The organism is Microlunatus sagamiharensis (assembly GCF_900105785.1).
In the GTDB taxonomy this organism is placed as follows: Bacteria; Actinomycetota; Actinomycetes; order Propionibacteriales; family Propionibacteriaceae; genus Microlunatus; species Microlunatus sagamiharensis.
This window is the reverse complement of record NZ_LT629799.1, coordinates 47,422-60,496: the sequence shown is the minus strand read 5'-3', so window position 1 is coordinate 60,496 and position 13,075 is coordinate 47,422. Positions and strand designations below refer to the sequence as shown.

The following is a 13,075-nucleotide window of genomic DNA, read 5'->3' as shown; positions in this document are numbered from 1 at the left end:
CCGGCCCCGACCTGACCGTCCGATCAGCGCGCGCTCGCGCCCGCCGTGGCCAGCGCCTGGGACAGCAGGTCGTGCAGCCGGTCGAGCTGGTCCGGCGCGAGACCGCCGAACGACTCCCGCAGGACCTCGTCCAGCACCGCGCTTCCCGCGCCGCGAACCTCCTCCCCGCGCCCGGTGAGGCGGTGCCGCACGGCGCGGCCCGGCCCTCCCACGCGCTCCAGCAGACCGCGCTCGACCATCCGTACGGCCAGGGCACCCATCGACTGGTCCGTCTGGAACGTCAGCTGAGCGAGGTCGTGGAGCGACGCCTCCGGCTGCGCGTCGAGGTGGCGCAGCACGTCCCACTGGACCAGCGAAAGCCCGAGCGTCGCCAACCCCTGGTTCGCCGCCCGGTGGTGCCGCCACTGGAGCCGCTTCACGGCCAGACCGACCTCCTGCAACGTCGCCATGACCCGATCGTACGGTACTTCCTCAGTCACCTTATATAAGTGTGCTTATATAGGCACTGAAGCCGACCGAGGAGCGCCTTGATGACCGACCCGAGCACAACCACCCAACCCGCCGCGACGACGCGCACGAGCACGTCCGACCTGGACGTGCCCGGCGTCGGGGTCGTCCCGATCACCGTCGACGATCAGGGGACGGGCCGTCCGTTCCTCCTCCTGCACGGCGGGGCGGGCCCCCAGTCGGTGACCGCGTTCGCCGGGCTCCTGGCGTCGACGCTCGGCGTACGGGTGCTCACGCCCGTGCACCCCGGCTTTGCCGGGACTCCACGTCCAGCCGGCCTCAGCAGCGCCCGTGCCCTCGCGGCGACGTACGCGGCCCTGGTCGAGCAGCTCGACCTGGCCGACCTCAGCGTGGTCGGCAACTCCGTCGGAGGCTGGGTGGCCGCCGAGCTCGCGGCCCTGGCCGGCCACGGGCCCGCCCGAGCCCGCTGGCGGGACCTGACGCTGGTCGGCGCGGTCGGTCTGGCGGTGGAGGGCCACCTGCCCGCCGACTTCTTCGCCCTCACCCTCGACGAGGTCGCCGACCTCAGCTACCACGAGCCCGACCGGTTCCGCCTCGACCCGGAAGCGCTGCTACCCGAGGTGCGCGAGTCGATGCCCGGCAACCGGGCCGCGCTCGCGGTCTACGGCGGCTCGACGATGACCGACCCGACGTTGGCGGAGCGGCTGCCCAGCATCGACGTCCCCACCACCGTCGTCACGGGTACGGCTGATCGGATCGTCGACGCCGAGGTCGGGCGGGCGTATGCGGCCCTGATCCCGGGCGCGCAGTTCGAGCTGCTGCCCGAGACCGGCCACCTTCCCCAGATCGAGACGCCGGAGGCGTTGCTGCGGGTGCTGGCGCGCTGAGGTTCACCGGGAACGTTCCCGCTCCGACGCGTGCCTCTCCACGCACCAGACCAGTCATAGGTATGGTCTGCCGTCATCGGCGACCAACGGAGGTCTGGGATGGCACGCGCACGACGGGGGCAGAAGGCCCCGCAGCACGAGGGCAAGAGCAGCGAGCAGGCGTACGCCGACCTGGCGGCCGACCCGGGCTTCGCGCAGCTCCGCAAGAACTACCGCCGCTTCGCCATCCCGGCGACGATCGCGTTCCTGGTCTGGTACGTCACCTACGTCGTCTGCAACAACTGGGCGCGCGGCTTCATGGACACCCCGGTGGTCGGGCACGTCAACGTCGCCGTGGTCTTCGGGCTGCTGCAGTTCGTGTCGACGTTCGTGATCGCCGCCCTGTACGCGCGCCACGCCGGCCGCGAGCTCGACCCGCTGGCCACGCAGCTGCGTGAGCGCTTCGAGAGCGAGACCGGGCGATGAGCCCCCTGCTCGCCCCGCTCGCCGCCGGGGACAACCGCGGCCTGACGATCGGGCTCTTCCTGGCCGTCGTCGCCGTGACGCTCGGCATCACCTTCTGGGCCTCGCGGCAGAACAAGAGCGCCGCCGACTACTACGCCGGTGGGCGCTCGTTCACCGGCTTCCAGAACGGCCTGGCCATCGGCGGCGATTACATGTCGGCGGCGTCGTTCCTCGGCATCTCCGGCTCGATCGCGCTGTACGGCTACGACGGCTTCCTCTACTCGATCGGCTTCCTCGTCGCCTGGCTCGTCGCCCTGCTGCTCGTGGCCGAGCTGCTGCGCAACTCCGGGCGCTACACGATGGCCGACCAGCTCGCGTACCGGATGCGCCAGGTGCCCGTCCGCAGCGCGGCCGCGTCCTCGACGATCGTCGTGTCGATCTTCTACCTGCTCGCGCAGATGGTCGGCGCCGGCAGCCTCGTCGGCCTGCTCCTCGGCGTCAGCGACCCGAGCGTCAAGAACCTGGTGATCGTCGGCGTCGGCATCCTGATGATCGTCTACGTGACGCTCGGCGGCATGAAGGGCACCACCTGGGTGCAGATCGTCAAGGCCGTGCTGCTGATCATCGGCACGCTGCTGATCACGATCCTGGTGCTGGCCCAGTTCCACTTCAACCTCTCCGAGCTGCTCGGGGCCGCGGCGGAGCGCTCGGGCAAGGGCGAGGCGTTCCTGCAGCCCGGCCAGCTCTACGGCAAGGACCTCGTCGGCAAGTTCGACTTCCTCTCGCTCGGGCTGGCGCTGGTGCTCGGCACCGCCGGCCTGCCCCACATCCTCATCCGCTTCTACACGACCCCGACGGCACAGGCCGCCCGCAAGTCGGTGCTGTGGGCCATCGGGCTCATCGGCGCCTTCTACCTGATGACGCTGGTCCTCGGCTTCGGCGCCGCGGCCCTCGTCGACACGGCCAAGGGCAGCCCGATCCAGACGTCGTCGGGGAACGCGGCCTCGCCGCTGCTCGCCCAGGCGGTCGGCGGCGGGGACGGGACGCTCGGCGGCGCGGTGCTGCTGGCGCTGATCTCGGCGGTCGCCTTCGCGACGATCCTCGCGGTGGTCGCCGGGCTCACGCTCACCTCCGCCTCGTCGGTCGCGCACGACATCTACGCGAGCGTGATCAAGAAGGGCAAGGCGTCGGAGCGCAGCGAGATGGTCGTCGTGCGGATCGCCGCCTTCGGCATCGGCGCGGTCGCCATCGCGCTGGCCATCCCGGCGCAACGGCTGAACATCGCCTTCCTCGTCGCCCTGGCCTTCGCGGTTGCGGCGTCGGCGAACCTCCCCGCGCTGCTCTTCAACCTCTTCTGGCGCCGCTTCAACACCGTCGGGGCGACCGCGAGCATCTACGGCGGCCTGATCGCCGCCGTCGTGCTGGTGGTCTTCTCCCCCGTCGGGTCGGGCACCGAGACGTCGCTCTTCCCGAACGCGGACTTCGCGTGGTTCCCGCTGCGCAACCCGGGCCTGGTGTCGATCCCGATCGGCTTCCTCTGCGGGATCATCGGGACCCTGGTCAGCAAGGACGACGAGAGCCAGCGGCGCTACGACGAGCTCGAGGTCCGCTCCCTCACCGGGGCGGGCGCGGAGAAGGCGAGCTCGCACTGAGCTCGCACTGAAGAGCGCCGAGGCGGCCGCCCCGCTCGAGCGGACCGGGTTCAGGTCAGGTCAGGTTCGACAGGGCGGCCGCGACGGCGAAGCCGATGACGGTGACGAGGCCGGCCCGGTTGCCCGCCTTGTCGTGCGCCTCGGGGACCATCGAGTCGATGAGCATGACGAGCAGCGCACCCGCGGCGAAGGCGTCGATGCCCGCTCGGACCTGACCACCCGCAACCGAGGCCAGGGCGTAGCCCCCCAGGGTCGCGAGGGCACAGACCACGGCGACCGCCGCCCACAGCCCGAGGACGACACCACGGCCCTTGCCGTTCGCGCGCATGTCGCTCGCCGAGCCGATCGACTCGGGCAGGTTGGACACGAAGATCGCGACGAGCAGGGCGACGCTCACGCCCTCGCCGGACGCCAGGCCGATGCCGAGGACGGCCTGCTCGGGGATCCCGTCGAGGAGGGCTCCGACCGCAAGCGGCAGACCGCCCGCGCCACCGCCCTTCCGCCCACCGATCCGGTCGACGGCCCGGTTGGCGAAGAAGAAGGCCAGCGCACCCACCGCGATGCCGATGGCGACCGGCAGCGGGCCCCCGAGGCGCAGCCCCTCCTGCGCGAGCTCGAACGAGACGCTCGAGATGAGGGCACCGGCGCCGAAGGCCAGCACCCCGCCGATGAGGCCCGCGCGCCACGTCCGCAGCAGAGCCAGCACGGCGCCGACGAGCAGCGACGCCGCCGCCACGGCGCCCCAGCCGAGAGCGTCTAGCACGGTCGGTGTCCCCGGGCGGAGGTCGTCGTCAGCAGGTCCACGAGAGCCCATCGTGCCCGCGCGGCACGGCGTCGGGCTGCGCGCTCAGCCAGCGGGCCCCAGTGCCACCCCTGAGGGTGGACCTTGCCGGATCAGCCACGCGCGGCGGGACCGATCCGTACGGTCTGCGCATGATCTCGCTCAAGCACGCAGCTGCACTCGTCGCCAGCGCCGCCGTCCTCGCCCTGCCCCTGGCCACCACGACCGTCTCGGCCGAGGCCGCCAGCGGCATCTACAAGAACTGCACGGCGCTCAACAAGAAGTACCCGCACGGCGTCGGCAAGTCCGGGGCGAAGGACAAGACCTCGTCCAAGCCGGTCACGAACTACAAGAAGAGCACCAAGATCTACAAGACCGCGATGAGCAAGAACAAGGGCCTCGACCGCGACAAGGACGGCATCGCCTGCGAGAAGCGGTGAGCAGCCCGGGCTCGACGGTGCGCCGTCGAGGCCGTCGGCTCAGCCGCGCTCGTCCTGCCCCGGCGGAGCCTTCGGGGAGACGTTGGGGTGCACGTCCTCCTGGTCGTCGACCCGGTCGTCGGAGCGCTCCTCCACGCGGGCCTCGAGCAGGTTGCGACGGCCGTCGTCCTCGGCGGCGTCCACGGCGCTGTCCTTGAGACTCTCCTCGTCGCCGTACTCCGAGAGGGCGACCTCGGGGTGGTGCAGGTCGAACGCCGGCGCCTCGGAACGGATCCGCGGGATCGAGGTGAAGTTGTGCCGCGGCGGCGGGCACGACGTCGCCCACTCCAGGCTGCGACCCCAACCCCACGGGTCATCCACCCCCACCCGCGGGTTGTTCCTGCTCTTCCACACGTTGTACACGAACGGCAACATCGACGCGCCCAGCAAGAACGCCCCCGCCGAGGAGATCTGGTTCAACACCGTGAACCCCTCGTTCGGCAGATAATCCGCATACCGACGCGGCATGCCCTCCACACCCAACCAGTGCTGCACCAAGAACGTCGCCTGGAACCCGATGAACAACAACCAGAAGTGCACCTTGCCCAACCGCTCATCCAACATGTAACCGGTGAACTTCGGCCACCAGAAGTAGAACCCCGCGAACATCGCGAACACCACCGTGCCGAACACCACGTAGTGGAAGTGCGCCACCACGAAGTACGAATCAGACAAGGCGAAGTCCAACGGCGGAGACGCCAGCACCACACCGGTCAACCCGCCGAACAGGAACGTCACCAAAAAGCCCACCGCCCACAACATCGGCGTGCGCATCGCGATGTTCCCGCCCCACATCGTGCCGATCCAGTTGAAGAACTTCACCCCCGTCGGCACCGCAATCAGAAACGTCATGAAGCTGAAGAACGGCAGGTTCACCGCACCCGTCACGTACATGTGGTGCGCCCACACCGCCACGCTCAACGCCGCGATGCTCAACGTCGCGCCGACCAGGCCCACGTAGCCGAAGATCGGCTTCCTGCTGAACACCGGCAAGATCTCGGTGATGATGCCGAAGAACGGCAACGCGATGATGTACACCTCAGGGTGACCGAAGAACCAGAACAGGTGCTGCCACAAGATCGGACCGCCGTTGCCGGCGTCGAACACGTGCGCACCCAGCTTCCGGTCCGCCTCCAACGTCAGCAACGCCGCCGCCAAGATCGGGAACGCGATTAGCACCAAGATGCTCGTGACCAAGATGTTCCAGGTGAAGATCGGCATCCGGAACATCGTCATCCCCGGCGCCCGCATCGTCAGGATCGTGGTGATGAAGTTCACCGCACCCAAGATCGTGCCCAAACCGGCCATGTAGAGACCCATGATCCACAGGTCCCCACCCACACCCGGCGAGTTCACCGCATCACTCAGAGGCGCATACGCGAACCAGCCGAAGCTCGCCGGACCCGACGGGGACAAGAACCCCGACACCGTCACCAGACCACCGAACAAAAACAGCCAGTAGCTCAACATGTTCAACCGCGGGAACGCCACATCCGGCGACCCGATCTGCAACGGCATGATCGCGTTCGCGAAACCCGCGAACAACGGCGTCGCGAACAGCAGCAACATGATCGTGCCGTGCATCGTGAAGAACTGGTTGTACGTCTCGTAGCTCATGTACTGCAAACCCGGGAACGCCAGCTCAGCCCGGATCCCCAACGCCAAGATGCCGCCGAAGAAGAAGAACAACATCGTCGTCACGAAATAGAGATTCCCGATCACCTTGTGATCGGTCGTCACCATCCACTTCCACGAAATCGTCCCCAGCTGCCGCTTCGGCAGCGCGACCTCGGTCGCGGTGCGCTGCAGGGTGGTCGCCACCGGAACTCCTTCGACTGGCCCAGACGTTCGCTGTGAGCCTACCGAGTCCAGCGCTGTGGGCGGAGTGCGGCGACCCGCCCCGGGCCCGCCCGGTCGCACCGCCGCGTCAAATCGCTCCGCTGGCGGACGAACCGGGTCCTAGCGTGGAGCCGTGACCTCGATCCGGCTGGTGCTCGGCGACCTGACCACGCAAGACGTCGACGCGATCGTCAACGCCGCCAACCACACGATGCTCGGCGGCGGTGGCGTGGACGGCGCGATCCACCGCGCCGCCGGGCCCAAGCTGCTGGAGGCGTGCCGGCGCGTGCGGAAGACGACGTTCCGCGACGGGCTGCCGACGGGTGAGGCCGTCGCGACGGAAGGCTTCGACCTCCCGGCGCGCTGGGTGATCCACACCGTGGGCCCGACCTGGGCCAAGACGATCGACAAGTCCGACCTGCTCGTGTCCTGCCACACTCGCTCCCTCGCGGTGGCCGACGAGGTCGGGGCCCGCAGCGTCGCCTTCCCCGCGATCTCCACCGGCGCGTACCACTGGCCGATGGACGACGCCGCCCGCATCGCGATCGCCACGGTGCACGGGGCGATGACCGGGGTGGAGGAGGTGCGGTTCGTGCTGCGCGGGCAGGCCGCGTACGACGTGTTCGCCGTCGAGCTGGAGCGCCAGCAGGGCTGAGGCCGACCTCTCGGCGTGCCTCCGTCGCCCCAGCTGGCGGCGTCGTGAGACTGCTCCTGAGCGCGGCCCCGTCTGGGTGCAGCGGCGGGGCCCGCTCCTCCACCCGCCACGCCGGGTGGGACGCCCCGGGCGTACCAGCGGGCACACTGGTCCCGTGGTCAGTGTCTTCGAGCTCTTCACCGTCGGCATCGGCCCCTCGAGCTCGCACACGGTGGGCCCGATGCGGGCGGCCAAGCGGTTCGTCGACGCGCTGGCGGGTGCAGGTTCGCTGAGGCGTACGCGGCGCGTGCGCGTCGAGCTGTTCGGCTCGCTCGGCGCGACCGGCCACGGGCACGGCAGCGACCGCGCGGTCATGTGGGGGCTGATGGGGCTCGATCCCGAGACGATCGACACCGACGCCGGGCCGGTGCTGGTGCGCGAGGTCAAGGAGAGCGGGCGGCTCGTCCTCCAGGGCGGGCACGAGGTCGCCTTCGACGCCGACGAGGACCTCGTGCTGCACCGGCGACGTTCGCTGCCGTTCCACCCCAACGGCATGACGTGCACCGCTTGGGACGCCGACGGCGTCCAGGTCGACAGCCGCACCTACTACTCCATCGGCGGCGGCTTCGTGCTCGACGACGACGGTTCGGGGCAGCCCACGCTGCGGGCGGACGCGACGCCGGTCCCCTACCCCTTCCGCACCGCGACCGAGCTGCTCGCGACCTGCGAGCGCGAGGGCCTGGCGATCGCCGACGTGATGCTGGCCAACGAGGCGGCCCGGTCGAGCGAGGAGCAGGTGCGCGCCGGGCTGCTGCACCTGTGGGAGGTGATGGTCGCCTGCGTCGAGCACGGCACGACCACGCCTGGCGTGCTGCCCGGCGGGCTCAAGGTCCGCCGGCGCGCGGCCGATCTCCGTGCCACGCTCGACGGCGGGGACGCCGGGCACCCGGAGCAGCCGCGCGCCGTCGACCCGCTCGGCGCGCTCGACTGGCTGACCGTCTGGGCGCTCGCGGTCAACGAGGAGAACGCCTCGGGAGGGCGCATCGTCACCGCCCCGACGAACGGCGCGGCCGGCGTGATCCCGGCGGTGCTGCACTACGCGGTGCACTTCCTGCCCGGGCCGGCCGAGGAGACCGTCGTGCGGTTCCTGCTGACCGCCGGCGCGATCGCGGCGATCTACCAGCAGACGGCGTCGATCTCGGGCGCCGAGGTGGGGTGCCAGGGCGAGGTCGGCACGGCCTGCTCCATGGCCGCGGGCGCGCTGGCCGCCGTGCTCGGGGGCACGCCCGCCCAGGTCGAGAACGCCGCCGAGATCGGCATGGAGCACCACCTCGGCCTCACCTGCGACCCGGTCGGCGGGCTCGTCCAGATCCCCTGCATCGAGCGCAACGCCGTCGGCGCGGTCAAGGCCCTCACCGCTGCCCGCCTCGCCCTGCACGGCGACGGGCGCCACACGGTCAGCCTCGACAAGGTCATCAAGACCATGATGGAGACCGGGGCGGACATGAAGATCAAGTACAAGGAGACCTCCCGCGGCGGCCTCGCTGTCAACATCGTGGAGTGCTGAACCTTCTGTCCTCGCTCCGCTCGGACGCGGATCGGGCTCGCACCCGCTGTCTTCCTCCCTCCGTCGCAGGACGAAGAGCGTGTCCTGCTCCTCCGGTCGTCCAGACACCGGCGCCCGATCCGGCGTGGTGGAAGTGCGTGAAAAAGTTCGCTCTGTGAAGCGGACCGTCACCAGCCACCTCGACCTCGGCCTCTCGGCCCCCGCGAAGCTCGTCTTCGCCGTCGCGGCAGCGCAGGGATCAATGTTCGAGAGCCAGTCGATGACGATCAGCGTCGACGGCTCACCGGTGACGCCGCGCGAGCTGGTCGACATCACCGGCAACCGCATGCACGTCCTCGACGCGCAGGGCGGACGGGTCGTCATGGACTACTTCGCCACGGTCGCCGGCACGGCCGCGGCGCCGCCGGTCGACGACTTCGACCTGATCACCTACCTGCGCCCGAGCCGCTACTGCGAGTCCGACACCCTCGCCCCGACCGCGGGGGCGGAGTTCGGCGGGCTGCAGGGCGCTGACCTGCTCGCCGCCGTGACGCAGTGGGTGTCGAACATGCTGACGTACGTCCCCGGGTCGAGCCTCCCGACCGACGGCGCCGTACGGACCTTCCTCGGCCGCCAGGGCGTCTGCCGCGACTACGCGCACCTCTGCATCGCCCTGCTCCGCGCCATGAACGTCCCCGCCCGGCTCGCCGCCGTCTTCGCCCCAGGGCTGAGCCCGATGGAGTACCACGCGGTCTGCGAGGCGTACCTGCCGGCCGACGGCGACCGCGCCGCCGGCTGGTACGTGGTCGACGCCACCCGTCTGGCCCCGCGCCAGAGCCTGCTCCGCGTGGCGACCGGCCGCGACGCCGCCGACACCGCCTTCCTCACCAACTACGGCGGCAACGTCAGCCTCGACGGCCTCGAGGTCACCGCCGTCGTCGACGACTTCGCCACCGACGACGGAAGCCAGCTCCTTCAGCTGCGATAGCCCTCATCTCGCTTGAGGGCGGACAACACGCGTCACAGCAGTCACAGGACCGGCGGCCTGTGCACCTGAGGGTTGCTCGGCTACAGTTCACCTCGCGCAGCGCTGCGTGTGGCGCTACGCGTTATTTCCACTACGGATCGTCGGGCACGTACCTGCCCGTGGAAAGGAAGTGTGGCGTGGCCACAGTCAACTTCAGGGACGCGACCCGCGTCTACCCCGGGGCCGACCACCCCAGCGTCGACAAGCTGAACCTCGAGATCGGCGACGGCGAGTTCATGGTCCTCGTCGGCCCCTCGGGCTGCGGCAAGTCGACCTCGCTGCGCATGCTCGCGGGCCTCGAGGAGATCAACGCCGGCTCGATCTACATCGGCGACCGCGACGTCACCGACCTGCCGCCGAAGGACCGGGACATCGCCATGGTGTTCCAGAACTACGCGCTCTACCCGCACATGACCGTCGGCGACAACATGGGCTTCGCGCTCAAGATGGCCGGCGTCCCCAAGACGGAGCGCCAGCAGCGCGTCCAGGAGGCCGCGCACCTGCTCGGCCTCGAGGACTTCCTGAACCGCAAGCCCAAGGCCCTCTCCGGTGGTCAGCGCCAGCGCGTCGCCATGGGTCGCGCGATCGTCCGCTCGCCCCAGGTCTTCCTCATGGACGAGCCGCTGTCGAACCTCGACGCCAAGCTGCGCGTGTCCACGCGTACGCAGATCGCGGCGCTGCAGACCCGTCTCGGCGTCACGACCGTCTACGTGACGCACGACCAGGTCGAGGCCATGACGATGGGTGACCGCGTCGCGGTCATGAAGCTCGGCATCCTCCAGCAGTGCGACAGCCCGCTGACGCTGTACGACCGCCCGAACAACCTGTTCGTCGCCGGCTTCATCGGCTCGCCGGCCATGAACCTGATGGAGGGCACCGTCACCGAGGGCGGCGTCAAGATCGGCGACTACGTCGTGCCGGTCCCGCGCGAGACGCTGGCCAAGGCCTCGGGCGAGAAGACCCTGGTCGTCGGCATCCGTCCCGAGGCGTTCGACCTCTCGGAGACGGGCGAGGGCATCGGTGTGGACGTGGCCGTCGTCGAGGAGCTCGGCGCCGACTCGTTCATCTACGGCACCCTCGCCGGTGTCGCGGACGACGAGAAGCTGACGGCCCAGCAGGTCGTCGGCCGCATCTCCGGCCGCAGCGCCCCGCAGCGCGGTGCGTCGGTCCGCCTGACCACGGACCCGTCGAAGGTGCACGTGTTCAGCAAGCAGACCGAGGAGCGCATCTCCGCCTAGTCGGAGCGCGCCGGGCACGACCCGGTCTGAGCACGGGGCCCCTCGCACCAGCCGGTGCGGGGGGCTTCGTCGTCCCCGGCTCCGCTGCGCTTGGAGCGCCCGGACCGGAGATAGGAGCGGTGCGCCCGGCGGCGCCCGGTGGGAGGATGACGAGGTGCCCCGCTTCCTCTCGGTCAAGCCCGACACCAGGCTGATCACGCTGCCCTGGAGCACGCCGCTGGCGGAGTGGCCGACGGACATCCTCGTCGCGCTCCCCCGCGGCATCTCCCGCCACGTGGTGCGCTTCGTCAAGGTCGGGCGCGAGGTGTACGCGGTCAAGGAGGTCATCGAGCACCTGGCCCGCCACGAGTTCTCGCTGCTGCGTGACCTGCAGCGCCTCGACACCCCCTCGGTCGAGGGCGTCGGCGTCGTCGTCGGCCGGGTCGGCACCGACGGCGAGGCGCTCGACCCGGTCCTGGTGACCCGGCACCTGCAGTTCTCGCTGCCCTACCGCTCCCTCTTCACCCGCGGCGTCCGGCAGGACACCGTGAACCGGCTCGTCGACGCGATGGTCGTCCTCCTCGCGCGGCTGCACCTGATCGGCTTCCTGTGGGGCGACGTGTCGCTGTCCAACACGCTGTTCCGCCGTGACGCCGGCTCCTTCGCCGCCTACCTCGTCGACGCCGAGACCGGCGAGCTGCACGAGCGGCTGACCGACGGCCAGCGCGAGCACGACCTGCAGATCGCCCGGACGAACCTCTTCGGCGAGTTCTGCGACCTCGAGGCCGGCGGCCTGCTCGACGAGGCCCTCGACCCGCAGGTGCTGGTCGAGACGATCGAGAGCCGCTACCGCGAGCTGTGGGGCGAGCTGACCGAGGTCGAGGAGTTCTCCGACAGCGAGATGCACCGCATCGACAGCCGCGTGCGCCGGCTGAACGCGCTCGGCTTCGACGTCGCCGAGCTCGACATCACCACCGACTTCGCCGGCTCGACCATCCGCATCCAGCCCAAGGTCGTCGATCCCGGCCACCACCAGCGCCGGCTGCTGCGCCTCACCGGCCTGGACACCGAGGAGAACCAGGCGCGCCGCCTGCTCAACGACCTCGACTACTTCCGGGCGATGACCGACCAACAGGGAGCCGACGAGTCGATCGTGGCCCACCAGTGGCTCACCGAGCGCTTCGAGCCGGTCGTCGGCTCGGTGCCGCCGGAGCTGCGCGGCAAGCGCGAGCCCGCCGAGGTCTACCACGAGGTGCTCGAGCACCGCTGGTTCCTCAGCGAGCAGGCCGGTCGTGCCCTGCCGCTCCTCGAGGCCGCGCACCGCTACATGCAGGACGTGCTCGGCAGCCTCCCCGACGAGCAGATCGCGCTCTCCGCGATGACGGCGCTGGGTCCGCTCGCCAACCCGTACGACCCCTCGCAGGGCTACGACGACGACGACGAGGCCGCGCCCTACGACCCGTGGGAGGACGACGAGGCGGCGGCGGACGACGACGACCCGGCGGCGCCGTCGGGTTTCCTGGACATCGCGGCCCTGCGTGCGAGGGCGGGCAAGGGGTAAGCGGCTCCTGACCCCGCCGTCGGGACGAGCGCGCCCGCCCGGGCACGCCGTGGCCCGGCCCTGCCCGCGCGCCCACTACCCTTGGGTGATGGACGACGACCTGCTCGCTCTCGGGGAGGACCTCGTCACCACCGCCGCGCGGGTGGTGCGCTGGGTGCCCCGACGGGCCGATTTCGGGCTCAGCATCGCCGCGGTGCGCCTGCTCGCCCGCATCTCCGACCACGGGCCGACGCGCATCAGCGACCTCGCCGTCGCGGAGAACTGCTCGCAGCCGACGATCACCAACCACATCAAGAAGCTCGAGTCCGAGCACCTGGTGGACCGCACCGCGGACCCCAAGGACGCGCGCGTCTGGATGATCGACCTCACCGACCTCGGTCGGACACGGCTCTCGGAGATGCGTCACTCGCTCGGCACCAGCGTGCTGCCCAACCTCTCCTCGCTCTCGCGCAAGGACCAGAAGGCGCTGCGCGAGGGGGTCGAGGCGATGCGCCGGCTGATGACCGCGCAGGCCGCGAGCAGCTGACCCCACGGGAGCGT

The 13,075-nt window shown here is 70.3% G+C and carries 13 protein-coding genes; 10 read left to right on the top strand and 3 right to left on the bottom strand.

Annotated features, from left to right (window positions below; translation table 11 throughout):
* Positions 1-23 precede the first annotated feature (23 nt).
* Positions 24-449: a MarR family winged helix-turn-helix transcriptional regulator gene (locus BLU42_RS00275; RefSeq protein WP_091072082.1), complete on the bottom strand. Its 426-nt coding sequence runs from the start codon at positions 447-449 to the stop codon at positions 24-26.
* Positions 450-530: 81 nt separating this feature from the next.
* On the opposite strand from BLU42_RS00275, the gene BLU42_RS00270 reads away from it, so the two are divergent.
* The 3 genes from BLU42_RS00270 (at position 531) to BLU42_RS00260 (ending at position 3,451) form a co-directional block, all read left to right on the top strand.
* On the top strand, positions 531-1,355 hold the full coding sequence (locus BLU42_RS00270; protein ID WP_091072078.1) for an alpha/beta fold hydrolase: 825 nt from the start codon (positions 531-533) through the stop codon (positions 1,353-1,355).
* A gap of 99 nt (positions 1,356-1,454) precedes the next feature.
* On the top strand, positions 1,455-1,820 hold the full coding sequence (locus BLU42_RS00265) for a DUF485 domain-containing protein (RefSeq protein ID WP_091072075.1): 366 nt from the start codon (positions 1,455-1,457) through the stop codon (positions 1,818-1,820).
* A complete protein-coding gene (locus BLU42_RS00260; protein ID WP_091072072.1) occupies positions 1,817-3,451 on the top strand; it encodes a solute symporter family protein in 1,635 nt (544 codons plus the stop codon). Before BLU42_RS00265 ends, BLU42_RS00260 begins: the two co-directional genes overlap by 4 nt.
* A gap of 55 nt (positions 3,452-3,506) precedes the next feature.
* Here BLU42_RS00260 and BLU42_RS00255 read toward each other — a convergent pair whose 3' ends face one another.
* Positions 3,507-4,214 (bottom strand): ZIP family metal transporter, encoded by a 708-nt coding sequence (locus BLU42_RS00255; RefSeq protein ID WP_091072070.1) that lies wholly within the window; start codon positions 4,212-4,214, stop codon positions 3,507-3,509.
* 170 nt (positions 4,215-4,384) lie between these two features.
* Here BLU42_RS00255 and BLU42_RS00250 point away from each other — a divergent pair, with 170 nt between their 5' ends.
* Positions 4,385-4,672: an excalibur calcium-binding domain-containing protein gene (locus BLU42_RS00250; protein ID WP_091072067.1), complete on the top strand. Its 288-nt coding sequence runs from the start codon at positions 4,385-4,387 to the stop codon at positions 4,670-4,672.
* A 39-nt stretch (positions 4,673-4,711) separates the two neighbouring features.
* On the opposite strand, the gene ctaD is transcribed toward BLU42_RS00250, so the two are convergent.
* Complete coding sequence (gene ctaD / locus BLU42_RS00245) at positions 4,712-6,532, bottom strand: aa3-type cytochrome oxidase subunit I (protein WP_456238004.1); 1,821 nt, start codon at positions 6,530-6,532, stop codon at positions 4,712-4,714.
* Between the two features lie 151 nt (positions 6,533-6,683).
* Between ctaD and BLU42_RS00240 the strand changes: the two genes are divergently transcribed.
* The 6 genes from BLU42_RS00240 (at position 6,684) to BLU42_RS00215 (ending at position 13,061) form a co-directional block, all read left to right on the top strand.
* Positions 6,684-7,205, top strand: coding sequence for an O-acetyl-ADP-ribose deacetylase (locus BLU42_RS00240; RefSeq protein WP_091072064.1), 522 nt, complete (start codon positions 6,684-6,686; stop codon positions 7,203-7,205).
* Between the two features lie 154 nt (positions 7,206-7,359).
* Positions 7,360-8,751 carry an L-serine ammonia-lyase gene (locus BLU42_RS00235; RefSeq protein WP_091072061.1) on the top strand — a complete coding sequence of 464 codons (1,392 nt, stop codon included), beginning with the start codon at positions 7,360-7,362 and terminating at the stop codon, positions 8,749-8,751.
* A gap of 154 nt (positions 8,752-8,905) precedes the next feature.
* On the top strand, positions 8,906-9,718 hold the full coding sequence (locus BLU42_RS00230; protein ID WP_091072057.1) for a transglutaminase-like domain-containing protein: 813 nt from the start codon (positions 8,906-8,908) through the stop codon (positions 9,716-9,718).
* A gap of 176 nt (positions 9,719-9,894) precedes the next feature.
* Positions 9,895-10,995, top strand: coding sequence for an ABC transporter ATP-binding protein (locus BLU42_RS00225; RefSeq protein WP_091072054.1), 1,101 nt, complete (start codon positions 9,895-9,897; stop codon positions 10,993-10,995).
* Positions 10,996-11,149: 154 nt separating this feature from the next.
* Positions 11,150-12,535: a DUF4032 domain-containing protein gene (locus BLU42_RS00220; RefSeq protein ID WP_091072052.1), complete on the top strand. Its 1,386-nt coding sequence runs from the start codon at positions 11,150-11,152 to the stop codon at positions 12,533-12,535.
* Positions 12,536-12,623: 88 nt separating this feature from the next.
* The gene (locus tag BLU42_RS00215) at positions 12,624-13,061 is read left to right on the top strand and encodes a MarR family winged helix-turn-helix transcriptional regulator (protein WP_157719696.1); all 438 of its coding nucleotides are present in this window, start codon (positions 12,624-12,626) and stop codon (positions 13,059-13,061) included.
* Positions 13,062-13,075 lie beyond the last annotated feature (14 nt).

Bases quoted from the DNA above. Each gene is read 5' to 3' on its own strand.
- BLU42_RS00250 (WP_091072067.1), top strand. From the start codon at position 4,385: ATGATCTCGCTCAAGCACGCAGCTGCACTCGTCGCCAGCGCCGCCGTC.
- BLU42_RS00265 (WP_091072075.1), top strand. From the start codon at position 1,455: ATGGCACGCGCACGACGGGGGCAGAAGGCCCCGCAGCACGAGGGCAAG.
- BLU42_RS00260 (WP_091072072.1), top strand. From the start codon at position 1,817: ATGAGCCCCCTGCTCGCCCCGCTCGCCGCCGGGGACAACCGCGGCCTG.
- BLU42_RS00215 (WP_157719696.1), top strand. From the start codon at position 12,624: ATGGACGACGACCTGCTCGCTCTCGGGGAGGACCTCGTCACCACCGCC.
- BLU42_RS00270 (WP_091072078.1), top strand. From the start codon at position 531: ATGACCGACCCGAGCACAACCACCCAACCCGCCGCGACGACGCGCACG.
- BLU42_RS00275 (WP_091072082.1), bottom strand. From the start codon at position 449: ATGGCGACGTTGCAGGAGGTCGGTCTGGCCGTGAAGCGGCTCCAGTGG.